Consider the following 23,613-nt stretch of genomic DNA (forward strand, 5'->3'; position numbering starts at 1 on the left):
TTATAGCTCCTTAGCAACTTCAATAACTTCAAACACTTCTATTTGGTCACCTTCACGCACATCATTATAGTTTTTGACACCTATGCCACACTCCATACCTTTTTTGACTTCACTTGCGTCATCTTTAAATCTCTTTAAGGACTCAAGTGTGCCTTCATATATCACAACGTTATCACGTAATACACGAATAGGATTTGTACGCTTTACAGCTCCTTCAACAACCATACAGCCTGCGATCGAACCGAACTTAGAAGATCTGTAGACCTCCCTAACTTCAGCTATACCGATAATTTGCTCTTTCATATCAGGAGATAATAGACCAGTCATTGCTTTTTTAACATCATCTATCAGATCGTAAATAATATTATAGTAGCGAAGCTCCACACCATCAACTTCCGCAAGTTTCTTAGCTGCACTATCTGCCCTAACATTAAAGCCAATAATTACTGCTGTCGAAGCAACCGCTAAGGTTACATCAGAAGAAGTAATAGCTCCGATACCACTTGCAATTATATCAACCTTTACCTCATCAGTGGAAAGCTTAAGTAATGACTCTCTAATTGCTTCAACTGAACCTTGTACATCACCCTTAAGAATAATTTTAAGAGTTTGTTGCTCACCTTCTTTGCCCATGTTGCTAAACATATTAGAAAGTTTAAGAGACTGTTCTTGTGCTATCTTAGCTTCTTTTTGTCTTTGAGATCTTTGAGCTGCTAACTCTTTAGCTTTTTTCTCATTCTCAATAACAACCATATCATCACCAGCTGCTGGAACACCTGATAAACCTAGTATTTCAACTGGAGTTGCTGGCCCTGCTACTTTAATCTGTTTACCTAGATCATCATGCATTGCTCTGACTCTACCATACTCAGTACCACACAAGATATTATCACCCTGTTTAAGACTACCATTCTGAACTAGTACTGTTGCAACTGGACCACGTCCTTTTTCTAGACGAGATTCAATAACAACCCCTTCAGCTAAACCTTCAGCAAATGCTTCTAGCTCTAGAACTTCAGATTGCAATAACACAGCATCTAACAACTCTGCAACGCCTTCACCAGTTTTAGCAGAAACATTAGCAAACATAACATCCCCACCCCAAGATTCTGGAATAACATTACGTTGAGCTAACTCACCGACAACCTTATCAGGATCGGCATCTGGCTTATCAATTTTGTTGACAGCCACAACGATTGGAACACCTGCTGCTTTAGCATGCTGAATAGCTTCCTCAGTCTGAGGCATAACCCCGTCATCTGCTGCAACCACAAGGATTACGATATCTGTACTTTTAGCACCACGAGCACGCATTGATGTGAAAGCTTCATGACCAGGAGTATCTAGAAAAGTAATAGCTCCTTTACTTGTTTTAACAGAGTATGCACCGATATGCTGTGTTATACCACCTGCTTCTCCTGCTACAACCCTTGCTTTACGTATATAGTCTAATAGGGAAGTCTTACCATGATCTACGTGACCCATAATAGTTACAACAGGCGCACGAGATATTTTCTTATGTAAACTTCTATCAACAGTAGTCACAGCTTCTTCAAGAGCATTTTCATTATGTAATGTATATTTATGCCCCATTTCCTCAACAATCAAAACCGCTGTGTCTTGATCTAATGATTGGTTAATTGTAGCCATTACACCCATATTAAATAATACTTTAACAATCTCAGCGCCTTTGACTGCCATTCTATTAGCCAAATCACTAACTGTAATACCTTCACGTATTTCAATTGTTTTAACAGCACTTTCGACAGGCATTGTAAACTCTTGTTTTTTAACCTTAGGTGCTTTTAACTTACCTTTCTTACTACCAAACTCATCAAATGATTCCAAATCACCCGCAAGTTGTGACAATTGTCTTGGATTAGCTTTTTTGAAGCCTTTACCACTAGCCTTTTTAGCTTTGGACTTCTTCTCTTCTTCTTCTCTTTTATATTTAGTATTAGTGTTGTTACCACTTTCAGTGAAGACTTTCTTCGGAGACTTTTTCTTATTATTTTTAGATTCTGTAGATTTATCTTCAGATGACTTTTCTTCATCCTGAGAATTATTTTCTTGAATTTTGACTTCAGGCATAGCAGTTATCTTAAAACCATTATCTTTTATAACTGGTTTAGTAACAGGCTTTTCTTGCTGAGGTTGTACAAGATTAACAGAATTTCTCTCTACACTTTCAACAGCTTTATTATCTTTAACATCAACTGCTGCTTGTGGCTTTTCAACTATAGACTCTTCTACTTTAGCTGGGGATTGTTCTTCTACTTTTTTTGCAACTCGTCTTTTTTTCTTGACCGAAACATTTATCTTATGCTTACCATCAAGTTTAAGAGAAGTTACTTTTTTTCTAGTAACAGTATTTTTAGCACTATTAATCTTATCTAAAAGAGTTTTCATTTCTTCCGGAGTTAAAGTATCTTTTTCGCTACTTTTTTCTATACCAAAAGACTTAAGTTGTTTTAGTAATGTGCTTACTTCTTTATTTGTTTGTTGTGCCAGTTGGCCAACCGTAATCTCTGCCATTTCCCTCTCCTTTGTACTATTTTGATTCGTACTTTCTATTCAAACCAAGGGGCTCTTGCTTGCATTATCAAATCTGTTGCTTGTTTTTCATCAATAGCAACAATGTCAAGCAACTCATCCACAGATAGTTCCGCCAGATTTTCCATTGTCACTATATTATTTTGAGCAAGCTTATCCGCTAACTCCTGATTCATACCTTGCATATTAAGTAAATCTTCAGCTGGCTTTTTACCGCCTAATGCTTGAGATAAAATCACGGCCTTTGCTCTTTCTTGAAGCTCATCTACAATCTCTTCATCAAAGCCTTCAATTTCCAAAAGCTCATCTCTATCTAAATATGCTAAATCCTCTAACGTTTCAATACCCTCTTCTATTAGCACCAAAGCAAAATCATGATCGATATCTAATGCTTCAACAAATTTCTCAACTATAGACATCTGCTTTTCTTCTTGCTCAGTATCAGATAAAACATTTATCTTCCAACCGATTAAAGCACTAGCTAATCTGACATTAACTCCATTCTTACCAATAGCTTTTGATAAACTTTCTTGTTTAACAACTATATCCATTGAATTAGTTTCTTCATCAACATTTACTTCTAAGATATCTTCAGAATCAACTGGTGATAAAGAGTTGATCGCATATTGAACCATATCTTCATCCCATAGAATAACATCGACTTTCTCACCATTTAGCTCGCTCATAATAGAGTGTATTCTTGATCCTCTAACACCCACACAAGCACCGCATGGATCTATCCTCTGATCATTGCTCTTAACAGTAACTTTTGATCTAAAACCAGGTTCACGAACAACATTTACAACATTTATAAGCTCCTCTTCAACTTCAGGAACTTCTAATTTAAATAAAGCTTTAAGCATCATATTACTAGCGCGACTAAGCATGACCGTGCTTGGCTTACCAAACTCATCAACCTCAACACTCTCAACACATGATCTGATCTTATCACCAACACGAAATCTCTCTCTAGAAATCAAATCTTTCTTTGGTAGGATACCTTCAGCATTATTACCAAGATCAATAACCAAAATCTCGTAAGTTGCTCTTTTTACCTCTCCGTAAACAATATCTCCAATCTTACTTTGATAAAATCTAGCCGTCTTTTCTCTTTCGAAATTTTTAATCTTTTTCATTAAGATCTGTTTTGCCATAGTAGCAGCGATACGCCCATACTCTTTGACTTCTACAGATTCACGGATCACATCGCCAGCTTTGACATTGTAGCCCTTTTCTTGCGCGACATCCTCATAGAGTTCTTTAGAATAATCAATCAAATCCTCATCTTCTGACACAATATGCCAAACTCTATCTGCTTTAAAGTCACCTGTAACCCTATCGATTTTAACTTCGATATTCATATGCTCGTCAAGCTCTTTTTTAGTTATAATAGCTAACGCCTCTTCCATAGCTTCGAACAAAAGGTCTTTTGAAATATCTTTCTCGTTTGCTACAGTTTCTAATACTAACAATAATTCTTTGCTCATACCTAATCCCTCTATCTAACTAAAATCTGGCGAAACTCTAAATTTCTTAAGCTCATCAAAATCAAAACTGACTTCTCTGCCATCATCAAGCTTTAGAATAACGTTATTGCCTTCAACTCTCTCAAGCACACCTTTAAATTTTGTTTGAGACTCAACTGGCGTCAAGGTAACTGCCTTAACATTAAATCCTACCAAAGCTTGCGCCTGAATAATATTAAAAATTTGGCGATTCATCCCTGGGGAAGACACTTCTAGAACATACTTATCTGAGATAGGATCTTCCACATCAAAAATTGCACTCACCTCTTTACTTACAACCTGACAATCATCAACCGAAACACCATTCTCATGGTCAATGAAAATACGTATAGTAAGCTTGCCAGCACCCACGACCTCTATTCCCCATAAAATATAGCCTAAATCAGCTGTGATGGGTTCTACTATTTCATACAAATCATCTAGTAACATTTTCACCCCTTAGATTTTGCATACCCTCTAGATAGCAAAAAGGCCCTTGAAGGGCCTTTATAAAATAAAAACTTTTGGTAGCGGGGGCAGGATTTGAACCTACGACCTTCGGGTTATGAGCCCGACGAGCTACCAAGCTGCTCCACCCCGCGTCTATGACAATATATAATAACAACATTTTAACAGATGTCAAGCTTTATGACAGTTTGTTTTTTTAAACACTGAATTCTCTTATTGCATCTACCATAATTTTAACATTATCAGGATTAATATCTGGGTAAATGCCATGACCTAAATTAACAATATAGTTGTTTAGCTTATCAGACTGAATAAATTCCATGTTTTTCTTAACTGTGTTTCTAATACTATCAGATGTGCCATACAAAAATGCTGGATCAAAATTACCTTGCAGAACTTTACCTACGCCTACTCTATGGCGAGCTTGATCTAGAGTTACATTCCAATCAACACCAACTCCATCACATGATTTATCTTTCAACTCCTCAAAAAAGTTTGAGCCACCCTTTGTGAAGAAAACCACAGGAACATCGGATTTCTGCTTCACATTTTTAGCAATATACTCCATATACTTTAATGAAAATTCCTTATACTGCTCTAAAGGTAGAATTCCTCCCCAAGTATCGAAAATCATTAAAGAACTAGCACCAGCTTTGACTTGCTCAAGTAGATAAATCACTGTTATGTCAGCCAACCTTTGAAGAAGTGCGTGCATCAATTGAGGATTTGCATACATCATTTTTCTTAGTTTACTGAATTGTTTTGAGCCAGATCCCTCAACCATATATGCAGCAAGTGTCCATGGACTTCCAGTAAAGCCTATAAGGGGTACATTTATAGCAGCCTTCGTAGTTCTAACCGCATTATAAACATACTCCAAATCGCCAACACTATCTTCTGCTGACTTTAACCTATTTAAATCCTTTTCTGACTCAATAGGATCAGAAAATACAGGGCCAACTCCCTTGATAAATTTCAGATCCATACCCATTGCTTCAGGAATAGTTAAAATATCTGAAAATACAATTGCAGCATCAAGATCATATCTTTCTAGCGGGTGTAGTGCCACCTCACAACAAGCATCTGCATTGCGACACATATCCATAAAGTTCTCAAACTTTGATCTTACTGCACGATATTCTGGTAAATATCTACCAGCTTGACGCATTATCCATATCGGTGGTTTTTCTAATTTCTCATGCTTAAATGCATCTAAAAACAACTCTCTCATACTTAACATACCTTTAAATTTATTATGAAGGACTATTTAAAAAACTTGTCCATTTTTCTGTAACCTATAGCTTCTTGAATTGCTAGTTTTTCAATTTTCTTGCATCCGCTTAAATCAGCTATTGTTCGAGCAACTTTGAGTATTTTATAGTACCCTCTGGCAGATAGTCCAAGCTTTTCTATAGCTAGTGCTAGCATTTTTTTACTTTCTTCATCAAGGTCACAAACCTCGTCTAACTCTTTACTTGTTAGCATTGAATTTATTTTACCTTGCCTAGTGATCTGGATATCTCTCGCTTTTTTAACTCGCTCCCTAATTATACTACTTTTTTCACCTCTTAATTCTTGATTTGTTAGATCCTCTTTTGCTAGCTCAAGAACCTCAACTTGTAAATCAATTCTGTCTAAAAGAGGTCCTGAAAGCTTACTTTGATACCTTTTAATTGATTGAATTGAATCTGGGCACTCTTTATACTGCGATCCTAAATACCCACACGGACAAGGATTCATAGCAGCTATCAATTGAAAGTTAGCTGGATACTCTACCTGACACTTTGCTCTAGAGATATTTACAACTCCCGTCTCAAGAGGTTCTCTTAAAACTTCTAGAACCTTACGGTCAAACTCTGGTAACTCATCAAGGAATAACACGCCATTATGAGCTAAAGATATTTCACCGGGCATAGGGTTGCTACCACTGACAATTCCAGAAACTAATGCTAATATACTTCTATATAAACCAATGCATTTGTTAGCCACAATTCCAACAATTAATGATAACCTATGAAAGAATATGCTAATTATCCAAGAATTATCGCTAACTGATAACATATAAAAAAACATTATGAAAATAAAATCTAATTATAGAGATATACACTATACTTATTCAAGTGTTTCAGGAAATTATCCTTTTAGATTAGAGAAAACAATTTGTTTTGAGTCTACTCTAGAAAGAGATTTCATTACTCTTATGGAATTCAACCCTCTTGTATTAGATTTGACTGAACAACCCATAACATTTGAATATAAAAATTTTAATAATAGAAAAGCTTCATACACTCCAGATTTCAAAGTAGATTTCTCTGCAGATACTAGTTTACCCTCTTCATACATTGTAGAAGTTAAACCTAGAAAGTTTATAAAATCAAACTGGGATAAATTACGAGAAAAATTTAAACTAGCAACTAAATATGCTAGAGAAAATGGATACACTTTTAAAATATATGATGAAGGCAAGATTCGCTCACAGTATTTGGACAATATAAAGCTAATTAATAGTAGAAAATATATTGAATACCCTCTCGAAGAAGAAATTAGAATTCTAGAACATTTATCAGCAAGTGGACACCTACCTATTGATGAAATCCTAGAATATCTATATGTTACTAGAGAACAAAAAGGTATTGCTCTTGGTCATATACTTAGTCTAATAGCTAAACATCAGATTAGTTGTAACATGAATTTACCAATAAACCGTAATACAATCATATGGTCTAAAACAGAAGAGAATAGTAATGAGCCAGCACACTATAGATAGAAGTAAAATAGTAATAAAACCGAATCAATATGTAAAAGTTAAAAATGATATTTTTAGAATAACTCAAACAATTGATTTTGAAACAGTTGTTGGAGTAAATACTAAAACAGGAAAAGCTAAATCAATATTGGTTAGTGAAGTAAAAAATATTTTAGACAAAAATGAAATAAGTAATAATGAACAAGATATTTCTTCATATACAGATAAACAATGGCAAGAAATAGAAAGACGCTTTGAAATAATTAAACCTTTACTTGGAGTATCAACAACGAAAGATGATATAGAAACTGTAGCAGAAAAAAACAATATTCATTTTACAACCATATATAGATGGTTACGTAATTACCGAAACACTGGAGCTATCACAAGTCTTTTAAAACAAAAACCTGGAAGTAAAACTGGCTCTAGCCGTATCTCTCAGATAGCCGATTCGATCATAGAAAAAAATATTCAAGAACATTATTTGACCAGGCAAAAGCCCTGTGTACAAAGAATTATAGAGCTTATTCATATAGAATGTTACAACAAGAACATAACGCCTCCGAGTAAAAATACTATTAGATCAAGAGTTGCAAAAATAAATAATGAAGAAAGATTAAAGAGACAAGGCAACAAAGATATAGCAAGGAATATATATTCACCTGCAGCTGGAAGCTTTCCTCATGCAACAAATCCACTATCAGTAGTCCAGATAGATCACACTCTTATGGATATAATTTTAGTTGATGATGAAAATAGGTTACCAATAGGAAGACCATGGATAACTCTTGCTATAGATGTATACAGCAGAATGATAACTGGTTACTACCTATCATTAGAACCTCCAAGCGAAGCATCAGTAGCTTTATGTCTTACATGCTCAATGTTACCTAAAGATAAGCTACTGCTACAATATGAAGTTGATGCTGATTGGCCTGTATGGGGAATAATGAATACTATTCATGTCGATAATGGTGCTGATTTCAGATCTGATTCACTAAGAAAATCTTGTTTATCTTACGGTATTAACATTGAATTTAGACCTGTCGGAAAACCAAATTTTGGTGGGCATATAGAAAGACTTATTGGAACTATAGTAAAAAAAGTTCACTCATTGCCAGGAACTACATTTTCCAATATCTCTGAAAGAGGTAATTATGACTCAGATAAAAATGCGTGCATGACATTCAAGGAGTTTGAAAAGTGGTTATTATTATTTATAACCAAGGTATACCATCAAAAGAAGCATAGTTCTTTAGGGATGTCTCCATTACAAAAATGGGAAGATGGAATATTTGGGACAAGCGAACATACCGGTTGTGGTTATCCTACAAAACCGAACAATCAAGATACCTTATTAATAGATTTCTTACCAATATTCAATAGAACAATTCAAAGAGCTGGGGTTAATATAGATGGATTAAACTACTACGATAACTGTTTACGCCCTTGGATTAATTATGTTTCTCAGCAAAGCAAACAAAAAGAAAAATTCATTTTTAGAAGAGATCCTAGAGATATTTCATATATCTGGTTTTTTGAACCGCAACTAAAACAATATTTTAAAATTCCTTTAGCAGATCAATCCATACCTCCTATTAGTCTATTTGAATATAAATCTGTAAAGAGTACTCTAAAAACTCAAAGAGCTAAAATAACCTCTTCAAATGTATTACTAGCTCTAGAAGAAATGCAACACCATGTGAAAGCAAGTGCCTCAGCATCAAGAAAGATAAGAAGACAGAAGCAAAGAAAGGATAATATAAAAGAACAACTAACCATAAACAAGACCCCTATTACTAATAGCACAAACCATAAAGATGATTTATGGGATGATGATGTTGAAGCTTTTGATTAGAGAAATTTGAGCGATGTCAGAATATTTACATTTGGATGAAGAAACAAAGAAGATTATAGATGAAAGCACCGATAAAAGAATAGACTATCTCTACAGACCTGTTTGGATTAACTACCCTAAAACTATAGATATAGTAAAACTGCTTAATAGCCTTTTAAGAAGACCTAAGCAACCAAGAATGCAAAACTTACTACTTATTGGTGAGTCAAATATAGGAAAAACATCCTTAATTAACTATTTCCATTCACTGCACCCTAACTATACATCAGAAGATGAAGAAGGAATGTCTATAGCAAATAAAACTTTAGTCATTGCTCAATCTCCAGCGACAGCTGATGAAAAAGGACTTTATATGTCTATACTTGATACATTTTGGACTCCTTTTAGACCTACTGATACAACAGCTAAACTTAGATACCAACTCATTCATCTAATGAAGTTATGTAACGTTAAAATGCTTATTATTGATGAAATACACAATCTTCTAAGTGGAACAGCTGCTAAGCAAAGAGCTGTAATGAATGCTATCAAAAATTTAGGAAATGAATTACTTATTCCAATTATCGGCATTGGTACTAAAGATGCAGCCTTAGTTTTGCACTCAGACCCGCAACATGCAAGCAGATTTGATATTGTAACTTTACCCAAATGGGACTTAGATAAAGACTTTAGATCATTACTGAAGTCCTTTGAAATGAAACTACCTCTCAAGGAAGCATCTAATCTAGCATCAAAAGAAAAAGCAACTTTATTGTATACAATATCTGAAGGTAATCTTGGTGATTTACATAAATTATTAATAGAGTGTTGCATTACAGCTCTTGAAACTAATGTTGAATCAATAACTGTTGATACCATTAAGAAACATAAATGGGTTAAAAAAACTCATGGACTTAGAAAAAGAAAATAGATGGCCCATAGTATTACCTTTATATGATGATGAGGTATTAAGTTCTTGGATAATTAGAAACTCTATAGCAAATGGTTCAGACCCTATTAGCTTTACTGGCGCATTATGGAATAACTGGAGATGCTGGTCTATAGATATAGACATGAGCATTTCTATTACACAACTCTCAATATTATCAAAAACGTCCAACATTAGTATCAAAAAGCTTTATATGGCAACCCTAAAACCTTTTAAATCTGATACTAAGAAAACAATATATCAATCATGGATTATTCCTTTAGGGTCACGAAACAGAGTAAAAACTAATGGCTATTTTTTTTGTAGCGAATGCATAAAAGAAAATAGTTTTTATATGAAAAGAGGATGGAGGTTTGCATGGTCAATATCTTGCTCAAAGCATAAAATACTACTTTCACAAGCATGCCCCAAATGTAATTTTCCTTTTTCTCCACACTTAATAAAATATTATGCTACGAGTACACGACATTGTCAGCATTGTGGATATGATTTAGCTAATTCAAAGAAAGTAAGAGTAAAAAACTCTCTTTTTAATTTTCAAGAAAATTTAGATAATGCTGCTACCCCTTTTTTATTAAATACTAATACTTATAACGAGCAACTTTTGTTATTAAGAACTCTTATAACATTTATACAAAGATCCATCTCTAGACCAAAATCATTTAATAATTTCTTAAAGGAAATGTCTATTTCTGAAAAAATAGATTTATCACACTTTCCTTTTGAAAGAAAAAGTATTGAAGAACGGTATTTAATCCTTAATATTTTAACAAAAATATGTTTAATGACATTAAACGAATTAATCTCCACTTTAAAGAAAAGTAAAATAACAAAAACTATGTTTATCCAACAAACCGTAAGCTGTCCAATTATTGAACACATAGTAAGAAAATTAAACCATTCGGGTAAACCTAGAAAAGTAAAAGCTTTTATTAAAAATCAGTCATGTCCAACTCCTGAACATATAGTTGATGATATGATGACAGAAATATTGGACATGTTATGATAGTAAAAAAGATATGTTTCCATTGTAAATACAGGAGACCTGTTTATAAATATAGCGCAAGCAAACAACCCATATGCAAAATATGCTCAATAGAAATATATAGACATTGCAAAAAGTGTAACATATTAATTCCCGCTGGCTCTGGAAACTATTGTAAAAAATGCTCTTCTCTAAATGCCATAAAGAATAAATTAAACTCTAATGGGATATCTCTAATATACACAGAGAATATTTTTAGAGAATTTTGCTACTGGCTAGCACAATATAGAGATCCTCATTTTTCTAGTATTAATATGCAACACTTCTTAGAGCACTTTAAATTAATAGATAAACTTTATATCAAAAACAACAACTTCCCTTCTTATAGGGATATTCTATTTGAATATCTCATACAAGAAAAAAACTATAGCAATATTATTTTTAGTTTCTTACAAGAGAAGAAGGCAATAGAAAAATCATCTATAGATAAAAAAGCATACCAAAGTTTAAAGACAATAAGACTTTATCTAAAAAAGCATAAAAATTCTGACTCCTTACTATCAAAAACTTTCATGAACTATTATTTATATCTTCTAAACAAACCTAAAACATCAACCACTAGCGTTAGATTAGCTCTTACTCCTGCTAATACGCTTATTCATGTCCACATCTTATTTAACCTAGAAACTTTCAATGAAGTAGCCATCAGCTCTTTTATTTTTATGTATCCTGGCTATAAAGCATCTATAACAGGATTTATAAACTACCTATATAAAAAAAGGTTTATTAAATATGGAATGATTGATATACCAAAAGCTAACTTAGTAAAAACTCGCAAATCTAAGGCATACTTAAAACTACAGCTAGTTAAAATATTAAAAAACAAAGACCCTTCTTTAAAACAAAGATTACAAACTATTTCTCTATGTATGGAGTATTTTCATAAATTATCACTACCTAAATACACATATATAACCAATAAAATAATAACTAAAAAGCAAAACAAGTATTTCCTAAAAGTACAACATGAGAATTACTACATACCTTTGAATAGAAAAGAATTTACTCATTTTCATAACGTTTTAGCTTTGAGATGAGGATATCGCCTAAACGACCATCTTTAAATGAGTGAGAAAATATATAACTTCCATTTATAGGAATTTCTTTATCAACTAACCTACCATGCACTCTCTCTCTAAACCTACCACTAAATTTTGTAACAAACTCTAAAAATATATTTAGCTTTCTAAACAAATCTGGGAGTTCAGCAAAAATGATACCACAAAATGCCTCATTAGATTTTCTCTTTTCTATCTCAAATAATACAACATCTTTACCACTATTGAGAGTCACCCTAGCTAGCAAGTACCTTCTTAAGTTACCATCATCCTTGAGTAGCCAACTATTTTTTCTATTTGGTAACAGTTTTTTAGGAAAAGTATTCAGATAAAAACCATGTTTTACTTCAAACCTATCACTCAAGCAATTAACATTGTCAATATAAGATGCTCTTTGAAGCCTCAATAATGTTTCATATATAAAAACCAACCCTCCATCCAAATCAGCATTACTAACTTCGTAATCAAAGCATCTTGCTGTATTCCTACTACCGCAAGCATTACTTTCATCCCCAAAACTTACTGCTACAGGATCATTTTCATCTAAAAAACTTTTATCTACATTTCCCTTAGATTTTTTTTCCAAAAAAGAGTTTAAAATACTTATATTTGTTTGGACAATCACATTACTTATAACTTTTTGTAATCCTGCATTTGCTCCAGGATCATTTAAGTTATCATATGGCAGATCATTCTCATGAATATTCATCTGTCTATTGAACGATTTACTTAAATTACCAGAAGGATTATTTGTATAATCATCATGTATCTCACTTAGTTTAATTTTTTCACCTAAGTGTATTGCTTTTATATTCAACACTAAAAAAACATTCTCATCTAGCCATATACCTCTTGCTGTGATATCCATATCAGTATATGGTTCTACTTCTGGCATAATCGAGGTATTACCATCATAATTGCTTTGCACATATGCAAATATATTATTTACAAGTCTTTCTGTTTGCTTATCAAAACGCATACAAGCGATAAAATGTTTAGATGCTTCTTTTAATCCTTCACGTTTTTTCTTAAATTGTACTTTATAAATATTATCATCTGTTTTCAAACAGTTCTCTAAAACTAAGTATTCTTTGGTTATTTCATCAATATGGGATACTAAGATTTTTCTCTGTATTTCTTTATTCTGTGGTACCAACATTTTCTGAAAAACTTCAAAAGTTGGAACGTATATAATCTTACCATCATTACTAATCAGCTGAGTTATTTGACTTGCCTGAGAACCTTCTTTAGGAAAAAAGTGTCTTTTTACCGAGGGTCTTAACATTTCTAACGGAAGAATATATTTTTTACTCTCAGCTAAGCTTGTAGAATAATGTCTCACAGGATCATTATAATCAATGTGAAAGGAGGCCTCCTCTACGTAATAAGTTTCACCATCATAAAATGAAAATTTTTCTAATTTGCCATCCTTGGTAAGCAAAGGAATTTCGACAGGCTCTCTGCCTCTATACACCTGACCAGCTATGCAAATACACATATATCTATATGAAACCACGTGTGTCTCAAATCCGTATATTTTACCTTTATTTAAATATCTAAAAATAAGTGCTATATTTGGCGCTGATCGACCACTTTTTAAAAGGCCCTCGACAGTCCATATAACTCTATACTTCTTATCGTCCGGTAAAAAATCTAATTCCCTCTTATTCTTTAATTGCTTCATTTAACATAAATAAAGATTGAAACATCTATAATAAAGACATTAGCACAATTCATTGGAATTTAAAATTATAAGTATTTTATTAACTTTGATTTGTTAAAATGGTAAAAACAACTTTTACAGAGATAATTATGGAAAAAGAAAAAACGTGGGAAGATATATTTGAAAATCTATCAAAAATTGGTGAAGAGTTAGAAGACAGAAAAGATCTTCCTATTCAGAAACGTGAAAATATGGATACAAACTTAGAAGAAATATTGAATAGCCAATACTCCGAAGCAAATAATGAAATTGATATACACTCGAAGATTTCAACTTAGATGGAATTAATAAGCTAGATTTCATTAGAATCAAGGAGAATAAAGCAAGTGTTAGTCGTATATTAGAAAGAGGAGATACTTTAACTCATTACCAAACTAGATAAAATAGCAGGTAATACATTAACATTTAGGTCAGATAGTCAAGCTATTACATATAATGATAATATTGGCTTTATAGTAATCTGACACAACTGATAATTAAGGCAAACTAATGATTCACCATATGAGCTTTCTATATTTGCCAATTTCGAAAGAGCATATAAAATAACTTATGATCATTATTTAAAATTAAGAGCTTCATCATCTTAAAAGGAGTTGAATATTTCTATGAATACTATCAAAAAACTATTGATATCAATTTTTACAATAATGCTTAGTTATACATCTATTCAGGCTAAATATTCAATAAAAAACTCAATTTCACCATCGAATACAACAAACATTGGATTCATGAATAATACTGCCAACATAGATAGTATAATTAAAGCAAGTTTTGATATAAATACTAGAGTAAAATATAAGAGTGTAGATTGTCTTACTGAATATGGTTTAGATATACCAAAATTTATTTTAGATAAAAGTACTCAGCCTTGTTTTCCACCTATAGTACATACATTAATAAAAACTGAAGCAAGCCATACTAAAGAATCATGGTTTAATGAAGGATACAGCATACATTCGTACATATTAAGAATTGGAAATCAACATATTACAGATAACATATACCCTATGGTTGAGGTTATATTTGATGATAATGTCACTGCAATATTATCAGATTGTGATTATCGTATGGAACTCACCTATAATATAGGGAACGCTGATATATTTACCATTGGTGAGATAAAGAGTGGTACGGCTAAATCATGTACTATAATAACTAAATCAAACCACCGCATGTTTCCCACTCTTCAAATATTTGTAACATATGCTTACGGAACATCTACATATATCGATTATGATATCTGGGGGGCAGTATTCCCTGTTAAGAGCAATTACTCATACAAAATATCTCATAAAGTATTTAATGAAGCAGTTAATCATATAAAGTGATATTTTATTTATTATAGAGTTTTAAATTTGATAGACAATACAAAGCTGATGCTTTCATTGAGGATATACAATTTCTTTAGCTCTTCTACAATTATTTGATCTTTACTCATTTAATTCTCGCCTAAATATTATTCTTTCTCATGTGGTCCTAAAAACCTATCACCATTAAAATGTATCATATGGCTTGGGTTATCTGCTATCCAAACTTCAGTTTCCCATGCTATATCTGCAGCATTTTTTCTAAACTCTGTCCTATCTGGAAATGCAGTAACATAAACTAAACCTACTTTACAGTTCTTAAAAGCTTCCTCTAATTCAATACAACGCTTAGGTGACATAGGTCCATGGCTTGTAACAGCCTCTATCAAAAAAAGCCACTCCCTCTTTTCATCGTAAACAACAATATCTGGTAATTTCTCATGAGCCATTGGAGGAACTCCCAAAGAAAGTAAATACTCATCCTCCAGCACCATCAATTTACCCCCCTCTTCCCTACTACTAGCTGTATCTCCAATGTACAGTACCTTACCTCCCTTACCTATAAAGCGAGGACAAAATTCATGAATTATATCTGCATGTAACTGATTGTGTTTACCAGGAGATAGTTTAATTTCTGTTCCATCAAGCAATGTTATAGGAATCTTGTTTTTCTCAACTTCTTTAGCATACTGGTCTATTAGATTTGTTAAATTACCTTTATATTCATCTAGTTTTTTCTCCCAACCATCATTGGGATACAACTTTAAGATTTCTAATATTAGAGGATTAATAGAATAATTATTATCTTTACTATTTGTTGCCCTTAAAGGGTTATCTCTATTTCTATCTATTAACCTTGCCTGTTCAAACTGATGCAATGTCTGTCTTCTTATAGTCTCACGTGAATTTGGTTTATAGTCCTTACCATAGTGAAGTCTTATAAACTCCATAATTTCTACTGTAGGAAGTAGAGGGTTATTAACTTCATTCCAATTACTATCTGGTTTAATATTGGCTAATGCCAAAAAGACCCAAGCAGATCTATCATTGTATTGAGCCTTTGGTAGTCCCATTTTTTTTAGTATTTCTTTTGCTTGATTTAATTTATCTTCTCTTTTTTCTTCTAAATTCATAATCGAAACCCATTATATTTCTAGCACTTCATTAATAATTTGATCAACCATTTGATTAGTATCAGCATTGTCATTGACCTTGAGTAAAAATATCTTTCCAATCTCTACTATTTTCTCTCTAGTTGGGAATTTCATAAGTCTTATTTCTGTAGCATTTACCTGAGTATTTCCAGATATACATCTAAAATAATTATCAAAAAGTGTAGAGTTAAAAATCACATTTAAGCCATATAATTCCTCTATAGATAGTTCCTCATGCTTTGAACTTATATAATTAACTTTATTATCTATAGCTAAAAACTTTTGACTATTATCTGGAATGTAAATACCTGCTATCAACCTTCTTCTATCTTCTTTTGTTGAAAATCTTCTTACAAAAAGATACCTTTGATTACCTATTAGTGGTTTCATGCTATTTTCATCAATAAGATATCTCAAATCCTTACTATGCTTACCACTCCAGCTAACAGTGCCTTCGATAATATTATGTGCTTTAAACAAGGGTATGGTATTTTCAGCATTATTTGTTTTGACTATATTTGCTTTAGACCTATACTCAACAACAGGCCCAGTTGATATGACATAATTATCTTCAAAAAAACTCTGCATCTTTGCAATTCTATTTAATACTATTCCTTGAATATCATTTTCTGGTATTAATAGCATTTTATATCCATTAACAACATTAAACAAAAGACTAGCATTATATCTTGCAATAAGAACTTCTCTAAAATTAACTGCAGATGAGGCTACACATATAACATTTGTTTGTTCTTCTTTTCTAAGAAACTTACAAATGACATTTTCCTGCAATACTTCTTTGGATTTATCTTTAAACAATCCTTTTCTTTTATTAAATACATGAATAAACTCTAATGAAAGTTTTGAGAAAATAAAATCTCTAAAACCTTTGTAATATAGACCATTTGTAAAGCTTCTTGGAGTAATACTAACCATCTGGCCATTCAAAGATAACATATTAGAAATAATAGCCATAAAAGATGCATATATGTTAGGATCTCCTTTATATAAATCAGAAACAGCTTTTGCATATTTAGAGTTCTTTACATTATATTTAAAATATGGGGGATTAACTATTGCTATATCTATAGATAAATTTTCTTTATCTGGTCTTGAAGTAACAAAATCATTATCTAAAATTTTATACTCCAATATAACTTCTCTGACTATAAGCTCTTGCTTCAACTTTAGTACTAAATTTTCTAAGAAAGTTATTGCCTCTGCATCAACCTCATATAATATTAAATTTATAAACTTGACACCAAAACCTATGACTCTTCTTATAGACTCCAATGCTAAGATACCTGAGCCAGCACCCGCATCAAGTATTGTGACTTTAGTTTTCTTAGGATTAGTTATTTGTTTAGCCATATACACGGCTATATTAGATGGCGTATAGTATTGCCCAAAAATTTTTCTTTCTTCTAATTCTTTACCTTCTAAAAAGGTAAAAGCATCTTTTATTATATTATCTACGGACATTACTCTATTAATCTTTACAGTACCCCTGCTTTATTTTATAAGTTCAAAGAAATTTAACTAATCGCATTAATTATATAGTGATTACAGATTATTGAATAGTAAGATTTAATATATAAGATGCCAAATTGATAAAACATATTGTATTGGCTTTATAATATAAATACATAGCGTAATAATTAAAATGTTGAAAAATATATTTCCAAATATAAATAAGTTTATTTCACACACTGCTTTTTTTATATAACTTTTAATTTTACTCTTATATATGCCTGTTATTGGTTCTATTTCTGTTTCTTTTAGAAGGCTAGATATTTTATTTAAGATTTCTTCAATATTATCACTATATGCTTTTAGTAAAAACTTTTTATTAAACGCTGAGTAAGTTGAGAAAAAAGTCCAGGCTATAGAAGTAATTATGGCAAAAAATAATATAAAAGCATCATCATTAAATTTAGTTATTAAAAATAAAAAACCAAGTAACTGAATTGCTGAAGTGAGTGATCTTTTAAGAGTGTCATTAGATGATTCAACTATTGAGCTAATATACTTATCAACTTTAGTATTTATTTCAGAATTCAGGTTTTCAAAATTGTGTCTATTTTGAAATATCGCAAATTCTCTATCTGTCTTTTTTAAGATTTGTTCAGAATACAGAAGACCAACAAAAAACTTTTCAGCACTTGATAAGGTTTTTACATCAGTAAATCTTATGAAATTATCTTTAAAATAATTGATATATTCATTATTATTAAATTTATCTACCAGTATGGAATATAAATCTAAGTTAGTGTTATTTAGGCAAAACTCTTTACCATGATTTGTAAAGCCAATATCTACACAACCTAAAGTATTTGACAAGAAAAAGAACTCTTTTTCAGATCTTCTCATGGATATTTTTTCATCAAAAAGTTTTGTTAGCTTTGGAATGCTAAAGATATTTGTGAAAAAACGATTTGATTCTTCATTATTACAAGATTCGCTTGAATAGATAAATTGATTCTCCAAAATTAAAATGTTTTCTGGCTTACTTATATTTAAAAGCTTATTATATGCTTCATCTAAAGTTTTATATATCTTTATACTCGGGTTTGAATCAAGTATGATTTTTTTACCATCTCTTGATTGAATCTGTTCAATTCGTAGTTGTGACAATACACTTATATTAAATTCTTCTGAGTTTTCATTAGATACTATAAACTCTAGGGGTTCGCTAGAACAATCATTATATTTTTTAAGTTCTTTCGCTAATTTAATTAACTTTTCGACATTATTACTCATTTTAATCTTTGCTTATTTCAAGCAATTTCAAAACTTTGTCAACTAATCCTTGAGATTTTATCTTAATTATATCATTTTCGATATATATTTTATCTTCGTCCATATTAGATGCCTGAATTTTCTGGTCTAACTTATTAAATGAACCTCTACTTCCAGATAGTACTAAACCTTTATACTTTGCTGAAATTTTATATATTTTATTTAGATCTGTTTTACTAATACTAAACTCACCACTAATATCTATTGATTCTTTTCTAGCATATTCTGATATTGTATCTTCATTATTAAACAGATGTTTACTTAAATCTCTTAAATCAACAGACCCACTTCTGTCATTTAAGAAGTCATGGGCTTTTTTTTGAAATTCAACAGACGTCTCATTAGGATTAGGAAGAGGTATATTTTGTAATATGTATATCAAATGCTGAGCATCTCTTTTTTCGGCTTTTTTATCTTCCTCATTAATTCCAATCCAATTATAAAAATAGTTAGATGTTTCATTTTTACCACTAAAAGTAGATATATACCTATATTCTTGATCTTTTATCTTTGATAAGTTTATGCAAGAACCCATTGCAAAGTTATCATATGAAAAATTAGGCTTTTCTCTACCTGTGAACTTCTTATTACCTTTTTCATCTTCTATTAAAGTCAAATCAAAGCCATCTTCTTCTCGTAATATAAAAATAGCGATATGATTGTGCACATCTTCAAACTCTGTAAATAAAATATGTCCACCTTTAGCAAAATTAACATTTTTTATTTGATCAGTTAACTTTTCAGTTAATCTCTTAGAGATCTCTATTAAACAGTATGAATTTATATCAATCTTATTTAAAAACTTATAGAATAAAGAGGTTTCTTTTTTATTATCTTTATCATTTTCTTCAGCTATTTCAAATCGTGATTTTTTTGAATTTTTTCTTGCGAAGCTTTTATATAACGAAGGAACTAATTGTTTAATAACTTCATCATTTGAATAGATATCACTTAATTGATGATTAGCATCATTAGAGTTCTGTTTTTTATCTATCTTATGGATAACTATCTTTTTTACTATAATTTCGTACTCACTCATAAATATTCCTATTAAATATAATAATATTAATACTTCCTAAAACTGTTGCTTCTTTAAATTCTTCTTAATTTGTTCAGTCGGAAACATATCAGTAACTCATTATTTCTATTACTTTGTTGTCTATACAACTAAGCATAAAAGCTGTCATTTCAGCGTAATCATGAGATTCATAAAAATTCAATATTTTCTGGTTAAACTCTAATTTTCTCTTAGCTGGAACACTAATTACAGGATAACCATGTTGCAACAAATTACCATTCATAATGAACGTACCCATTCTTCTATTAGCAATATTAAAAAATTTGTATCTTATCATCTCAAGAAAAATGAATATAGATTGATTGTAAATGTCATTTATTTCTCTTGCTTGCTCTATCATAAATTCAAAACAATTATTTAGCTCATGAGCTTTTGGTGGTAAGTAATCAGTACCAGCAATAGTTACACCACCATGTCTAAAACAACCACAATCTAGCACTTCGTCCTTACCAGCTAAATCATGCAGAGAAACTACATATTCTTTAGTTAACTCAAATCTATCATCATCAATATCAGAAAAAAGTTTTTTCCATGTCTTCGACTGATTAAGAGTTATTTCTTGATCATGAAGTCTATGTCCACCTACAGTGATTCCATCAAGTAGTGTTTGCACCTCTGCTAAAGTAAAACTTATTCCTTCTAGATTAACATCATTACAAACCAATTCAGGCAAAGACCTCTTTGCAAGCATAAGAGCTATTTTTTTATTTGGTGCTAATAGTCTGTTATCAACAATTTTTGGAAAAGCGCTCATTTATACTCTCATTAGCATCATTTAATGGAATTTAGCATTATTTGTTGGAATTGACAACCACCTCCGACCAAAGAAACACCTGAAGAAGTATGGTGAGGATGACGAAATGGTCTTTTATAAAAACTTTCCGCTATCCCTGACTCACCTTTAATTGAAGCAATCATCGCCGATGAAAGGGCTTCTTTCTTGTCTAATGGTGGCAAAATAGAATTAAGCCTACTAGCAAGCATGGTCTTACCAGTACCAGGTGGACCAACTAAAAGAATATTATGACCACCTGCTGCTGCAATTTCCAAAGCGCGTCTAGCCTGATATTGTCCTTTTACATCTTCTAAATCAGAATACAATCTCTCAAAGTCAATTTCTTGTAATTGCTCTACCGAAGCTTTATCATCGCCAGATAAAAAATCTACGATTTCTTTTAGAGTCTCAAAAGAATAAGCACAAACATCTTCAACTAAAGCAATCTCTTTTTCATTATGAATAGGTATCACAAGTTTTTTGTTATTCGCAACACACTTAATAGCCATCGGTATCGCACTAGAAATTTTCCTAAGCTCACCACCTAGAGACAACTCTCCAGCAAACTCGAAATCTTCAACATCTCTAACAATATTTATTTGTCCCGATGCATATAAAATACCTAATGCTATAGGCAAATCAAATCTTCCACTACTCTTAGGTAAATCTGCAGGGGCAAGATTAATTGTGATACGTTTATTTGGAAAATTAAATCCCGAGTTTATGATAGCACTTCTAACACGATCTTTGCTCTCTTTGACAGCTGCCTCTGGTAAGCCTACTATTGATAAGCCAGGCAGACCATTTGACAAATGAACTTCTATCGAGACAAGCGGTGCTTCAATACCCAATTGAGCTCGACTTTTTAGAATTGCTAAAGACATCTCACTCTTTCTCAGCTATTAATTTATCCAACTTAGCTTCGATCTGCTCTAATTTTTGACGTGTTTTCAAAAGAATTTTTTTCTGTATTTCAAACTCTTCTCTACTCACCACATCAAGTTTTTTTAAACTTTTATTAATAATATTATCTTTCGAGTTTTTGATTACATCATTAATTGGACCTAAAATTTCTTTCATAGAAAAATAGTATTAAATTATCTTTACATAAAAGTATAAAAGTTATGACAAGAATAGGCAATAAACTATTGAAACTTAAATAACGTTAGTAACTTGAGTAAGAACCCCAAGAAGAAGCATTGGCATAATACCTAAGAATAAAAGAACTAAACCGTTGATACTTAGTGCTATAAGAGATGTCATTGGAGGCTTAACTGTCTCATTATTCTCTGGCTCATCAAAATACATAGTTCTAATAACTCTTACATAATAGAATGATGCCACAACAGCCATAAATAGCACAAAACATGCCAATACATAACTGCCATCATTAATTAAGCCCATAATAACAAATAATTTTGCTATGAAACCACCGAATGGAGGAATCCCTGCCATAGAGAACAAAACTATCAGCAGTATAAATGCTAACCAAGAGTCTTTTGTATTGAAACCTTTTAGATCTTTAAGATCTTGAACTTCATAACCGCCAACAGAGATTGTAGTTAATACCCCAAATGCTGCTAGAGTAGTAAAAACATAAACTATTACATAGAAGCTAGCTGCTGTTAAGGCATAACCTTGCGGATTAAGTGTAGTAGCTAACAAAACAAAACCTATTTGCGATACTGTAGAATAACCCAAAAGTCTCTTAACGTTTGTTTGCGATAAAGCCACTAAACTACCAAAGAATATCGACAATATACCTATAACTCTGAATAAGTATATCCAAGAATCTTTAAGCGATGGAAAGCCTACAAATAAAATATTAACAAGCATAGCAAATGCTGCTACTTTTGGAATAGTCGCAACAATATTGGCAACGGCATTTGGCGCGCCCTGATAAACATCCGGCAACCACATATGAAATGGGAAAGCTCCTAACTTGAATAAGAAAGTTGCTATCATCATAACTAAACATACAAGTAAGAACTGCTGCTCTAAGCCTGTGAAATTTCCTTGTGAAAGTGCAGTTGCAATATCAGTAATATCAAGTTGACCTGTCATACCATATACAAATGACATACCAAATAACAATAAAGCTGAAGCAATAGCTCCTAATACGAAATATTTAATAGCAGCTTCAAGGCCTGTACTAGAATCTCTATAAATTGCTATTAGTGCATACATTGGTAATGACAATAACTCTAAACCAATATAGATTGTAACCAAACTATGTGCAGCTGTAAGAACCATCGCACCTAAAACACACAGCATCAAAAGTGTATAAAAATCACCATCTGATATTTTTCTATCTTTTACATACTCTCTTGAATATAGCGCCACGAATACTGCCAATACAAGTATCACTAACTGTAACGTATAAGCAAAACCACTGAATACAACTTGCCCCTCAAAAACAGAGCTACTATTTTGGATTAAGTATTCTTTAGCAAAAGTAGCAACAAGAGCAAGTAGCGTAAATACTTGAAAGAATATGTAGTTAATATTCCTAATTTTACCGTGTAAAAAAAGCCCAGAAAACATTACAACTATCACACCTAGTGCTAATAGTATTTCTGGCAATATATAAAGAATTGATAAACTCATAATCAAAAC

General features: G+C 31.9%; 21 protein-coding genes and 1 tRNA gene. 7 read left to right on the forward strand and 15 right to left on the reverse strand.

Annotation, left to right across the window (positions count from 1 at the left end):
• The 6 genes from infB to IMS64_RS08490 form a co-directional block, all read right to left on the reverse strand.
• On the reverse strand, positions 1-2,535 hold the full coding sequence (gene infB / locus IMS64_RS08465; RefSeq protein ID WP_012280356.1) for a translation initiation factor IF-2: 2,535 nt from the start codon (positions 2,533-2,535) through the stop codon (positions 1-3).
• Between the two features lie 35 nt (positions 2,536-2,570).
• Positions 2,571-4,040, reverse strand: coding sequence for a transcription termination factor NusA (gene nusA / locus IMS64_RS08470; protein WP_012280355.1), 1,470 nt, complete (start codon positions 4,038-4,040; stop codon positions 2,571-2,573).
• A gap of 15 nt (positions 4,041-4,055) precedes the next feature.
• Positions 4,056-4,508 carry a ribosome maturation factor RimP gene (gene rimP / locus IMS64_RS08475; protein ID WP_012280354.1) on the reverse strand — a complete coding sequence of 151 codons (453 nt, stop codon included), beginning with the start codon at positions 4,506-4,508 and terminating at the stop codon, positions 4,056-4,058.
• Between the two features lie 75 nt (positions 4,509-4,583).
• A tRNA-Met gene (locus IMS64_RS08480) sits at positions 4,584-4,660 on the reverse strand.
• A 62-nt stretch (positions 4,661-4,722) separates the two neighbouring features.
• Positions 4,723-5,757: a uroporphyrinogen decarboxylase gene (gene hemE / locus IMS64_RS08485; protein ID WP_211490424.1), complete on the reverse strand. Its 1,035-nt coding sequence runs from the start codon at positions 5,755-5,757 to the stop codon at positions 4,723-4,725.
• 32 nt (positions 5,758-5,789) lie between these two features.
• The gene (locus IMS64_RS08490; RefSeq protein ID WP_244972903.1) at positions 5,790-6,587 is read right to left on the reverse strand and encodes an ATP-binding protein; all 798 of its coding nucleotides are present in this window, start codon (positions 6,585-6,587) and stop codon (positions 5,790-5,792) included.
• 13 nt (positions 6,588-6,600) lie between these two features.
• Here IMS64_RS08490 and IMS64_RS08495 point away from each other — a divergent pair, with 13 nt between their 5' ends.
• The 5 genes from IMS64_RS08495 to IMS64_RS08515 all read left to right on the forward strand — a co-directional run bounded on the left by IMS64_RS08495 (position 6,601) and on the right by IMS64_RS08515 (position 12,140).
• Positions 6,601-7,293, forward strand: coding sequence for a TnsA endonuclease N-terminal domain-containing protein (locus IMS64_RS08495; RefSeq protein ID WP_211490425.1), 693 nt, complete (start codon positions 6,601-6,603; stop codon positions 7,291-7,293).
• Positions 7,271-9,130: a Mu transposase C-terminal domain-containing protein gene (locus IMS64_RS08500; RefSeq protein WP_211490426.1), complete on the forward strand. Its 1,860-nt coding sequence runs from the start codon at positions 7,271-7,273 to the stop codon at positions 9,128-9,130. Before IMS64_RS08495 ends, IMS64_RS08500 begins: the two co-directional genes overlap by 23 nt.
• A gap of 13 nt (positions 9,131-9,143) precedes the next feature.
• A complete protein-coding gene (locus tag IMS64_RS08505) occupies positions 9,144-10,040 on the forward strand; it encodes a TniB family NTP-binding protein (protein ID WP_211490427.1) in 897 nt (298 codons plus the stop codon).
• The gene (locus tag IMS64_RS08510; protein WP_211490428.1) at positions 10,018-11,064 is read left to right on the forward strand and encodes a TniQ family protein; all 1,047 of its coding nucleotides are present in this window, start codon (positions 10,018-10,020) and stop codon (positions 11,062-11,064) included. The genes IMS64_RS08505 and IMS64_RS08510 overlap by 23 nt, the downstream gene beginning before the upstream one ends.
• A 293-nt stretch (positions 11,065-11,357) precedes the next feature.
• Complete coding sequence (locus IMS64_RS08515; protein ID WP_211490429.1) at positions 11,358-12,140, forward strand: hypothetical protein; 783 nt, start codon at positions 11,358-11,360, stop codon at positions 12,138-12,140.
• Here the strand turns inward: IMS64_RS08515 and IMS64_RS08520 are convergent.
• Positions 12,106-13,845: a hypothetical protein gene (locus IMS64_RS08520; protein ID WP_211490430.1), complete on the reverse strand. Its 1,740-nt coding sequence runs from the start codon at positions 13,843-13,845 to the stop codon at positions 12,106-12,108. The two genes, IMS64_RS08515 and IMS64_RS08520, sit on opposite strands and share 35 nt — an antisense overlap.
• Before the next feature lie 128 nt (positions 13,846-13,973).
• On the opposite strand from IMS64_RS08520, the gene IMS64_RS08525 reads away from it, so the two are divergent.
• A complete protein-coding gene (locus IMS64_RS08525; RefSeq protein ID WP_211490431.1) occupies positions 13,974-14,162 on the forward strand; it encodes a hypothetical protein in 189 nt (62 codons plus the stop codon).
• 327 nt (positions 14,163-14,489) lie between these two features.
• Complete coding sequence (locus tag IMS64_RS08530; RefSeq protein WP_211490432.1) at positions 14,490-15,212, forward strand: hypothetical protein; 723 nt, start codon at positions 14,490-14,492, stop codon at positions 15,210-15,212.
• A gap of 128 nt (positions 15,213-15,340) precedes the next feature.
• On the opposite strand, the gene IMS64_RS08535 is transcribed toward IMS64_RS08530, so the two are convergent.
• The 8 genes from IMS64_RS08535 to IMS64_RS08570 form a co-directional block, all read right to left on the reverse strand.
• Positions 15,341-16,324: a BsuBI/PstI family type II restriction endonuclease gene (locus IMS64_RS08535; protein ID WP_211490433.1), complete on the reverse strand. Its 984-nt coding sequence runs from the start codon at positions 16,322-16,324 to the stop codon at positions 15,341-15,343.
• A gap of 12 nt (positions 16,325-16,336) precedes the next feature.
• Complete coding sequence (locus IMS64_RS08540) at positions 16,337-17,827, reverse strand: Eco57I restriction-modification methylase domain-containing protein (RefSeq protein ID WP_211490434.1); 1,491 nt, start codon at positions 17,825-17,827, stop codon at positions 16,337-16,339.
• Between the two features lie 105 nt (positions 17,828-17,932).
• Positions 17,933-19,105 (reverse strand): hypothetical protein, encoded by a 1,173-nt coding sequence (locus tag IMS64_RS08545; RefSeq protein WP_211490435.1) that lies wholly within the window; start codon positions 19,103-19,105, stop codon positions 17,933-17,935.
• Position 19,106: 1 nt separating this feature from the next.
• Positions 19,107-20,183 carry a nucleoid-associated protein gene (locus tag IMS64_RS08550; protein ID WP_211490436.1) on the reverse strand — a complete coding sequence of 359 codons (1,077 nt, stop codon included), beginning with the start codon at positions 20,181-20,183 and terminating at the stop codon, positions 19,107-19,109.
• Between the two features lie 88 nt (positions 20,184-20,271).
• Positions 20,272-20,976 (reverse strand): Fic family protein, encoded by a 705-nt coding sequence (locus IMS64_RS08555; protein WP_211490437.1) that lies wholly within the window; start codon positions 20,974-20,976, stop codon positions 20,272-20,274.
• A gap of 17 nt (positions 20,977-20,993) precedes the next feature.
• On the reverse strand, positions 20,994-21,881 hold the full coding sequence (locus tag IMS64_RS08560; RefSeq protein WP_244972904.1) for a YifB family Mg chelatase-like AAA ATPase: 888 nt from the start codon (positions 21,879-21,881) through the stop codon (positions 20,994-20,996).
• A gap of 1 nt (position 21,882) precedes the next feature.
• Positions 21,883-22,077, reverse strand: a complete 195-nt coding sequence (locus tag IMS64_RS08565; protein WP_012280351.1) for an accessory factor UbiK family protein — start codon at positions 22,075-22,077, stop codon at positions 21,883-21,885.
• Between the two features lie 75 nt (positions 22,078-22,152).
• Positions 22,153-23,604, reverse strand: a complete 1,452-nt coding sequence (locus IMS64_RS08570; RefSeq protein ID WP_004286964.1) for an NADH-quinone oxidoreductase subunit N — start codon at positions 23,602-23,604, stop codon at positions 22,153-22,155.
• Between the last annotated feature and the right edge of the window lie 9 nt (positions 23,605-23,613).

This window comes from Francisella philomiragia, from assembly GCF_018135955.1.
Taxonomy (GTDB): domain Bacteria; phylum Pseudomonadota; class Gammaproteobacteria; order Francisellales; family Francisellaceae; genus Francisella; species Francisella philomiragia.

Excerpts from the sequence above, each read along its gene's own strand:
- IMS64_RS08490 (WP_244972903.1), bottom strand. The coding sequence starts at position 6,587 with ATGTTATCAGTTAGCGATAATTCTTGGATAATTAGCATATTCTTTCAT.
- IMS64_RS08500 (WP_211490426.1), top strand. The coding sequence starts at position 7,271 with ATGAGCCAGCACACTATAGATAGAAGTAAAATAGTAATAAAACCGAAT.
- infB (WP_012280356.1), bottom strand. The coding sequence starts at position 2,535 with ATGGCAGAGATTACGGTTGGCCAACTGGCACAACAAACAAATAAAGAA.
- IMS64_RS08535 (WP_211490433.1), bottom strand. The coding sequence starts at position 16,324 with ATGAATTTAGAAGAAAAAAGAGAAGATAAATTAAATCAAGCAAAAGAA.
- IMS64_RS08570 (WP_004286964.1), bottom strand. The coding sequence starts at position 23,604 with ATGAGTTTATCAATTCTTTATATATTGCCAGAAATACTATTAGCACTA.
- IMS64_RS08515 (WP_211490429.1), top strand. The coding sequence starts at position 11,358 with ATGCAACACTTCTTAGAGCACTTTAAATTAATAGATAAACTTTATATC.
- IMS64_RS08510 (WP_211490428.1), top strand. The coding sequence starts at position 10,018 with ATGGACTTAGAAAAAGAAAATAGATGGCCCATAGTATTACCTTTATAT.
- IMS64_RS08540 (WP_211490434.1), bottom strand. The coding sequence starts at position 17,827 with ATGTCCGTAGATAATATAATAAAAGATGCTTTTACCTTTTTAGAAGGT.
- IMS64_RS08495 (WP_211490425.1), top strand. The coding sequence starts at position 6,601 with ATGAAAATAAAATCTAATTATAGAGATATACACTATACTTATTCAAGT.
- IMS64_RS08555 (WP_211490437.1), bottom strand. The coding sequence starts at position 20,976 with ATGAGCGCTTTTCCAAAAATTGTTGATAACAGACTATTAGCACCAAAT.
- hemE (WP_211490424.1), bottom strand. The coding sequence starts at position 5,757 with ATGAGAGAGTTGTTTTTAGATGCATTTAAGCATGAGAAATTAGAAAAA.
- IMS64_RS08505 (WP_211490427.1), top strand. The coding sequence starts at position 9,144 with ATGTCAGAATATTTACATTTGGATGAAGAAACAAAGAAGATTATAGAT.
- IMS64_RS08525 (WP_211490431.1), top strand. The coding sequence starts at position 13,974 with ATGGAAAAAGAAAAAACGTGGGAAGATATATTTGAAAATCTATCAAAA.
- IMS64_RS08560 (WP_244972904.1), bottom strand. The coding sequence starts at position 21,881 with ATGTCTTTAGCAATTCTAAAAAGTCGAGCTCAATTGGGTATTGAAGCA.
- IMS64_RS08545 (WP_211490435.1), bottom strand. The coding sequence starts at position 19,105 with ATGAGTAATAATGTCGAAAAGTTAATTAAATTAGCGAAAGAACTTAAA.
- rimP (WP_012280354.1), bottom strand. The coding sequence starts at position 4,508 with ATGTTACTAGATGATTTGTATGAAATAGTAGAACCCATCACAGCTGAT.
- IMS64_RS08550 (WP_211490436.1), bottom strand. The coding sequence starts at position 20,183 with ATGAGTGAGTACGAAATTATAGTAAAAAAGATAGTTATCCATAAGATA.
- IMS64_RS08520 (WP_211490430.1), bottom strand. The coding sequence starts at position 13,845 with ATGAAGCAATTAAAGAATAAGAGGGAATTAGATTTTTTACCGGACGAT.
- IMS64_RS08565 (WP_012280351.1), bottom strand. The coding sequence starts at position 22,077 with ATGAAAGAAATTTTAGGTCCAATTAATGATGTAATCAAAAACTCGAAA.
- IMS64_RS08530 (WP_211490432.1), top strand. The coding sequence starts at position 14,490 with ATGAATACTATCAAAAAACTATTGATATCAATTTTTACAATAATGCTT.
- nusA (WP_012280355.1), bottom strand. The coding sequence starts at position 4,040 with ATGAGCAAAGAATTATTGTTAGTATTAGAAACTGTAGCAAACGAGAAA.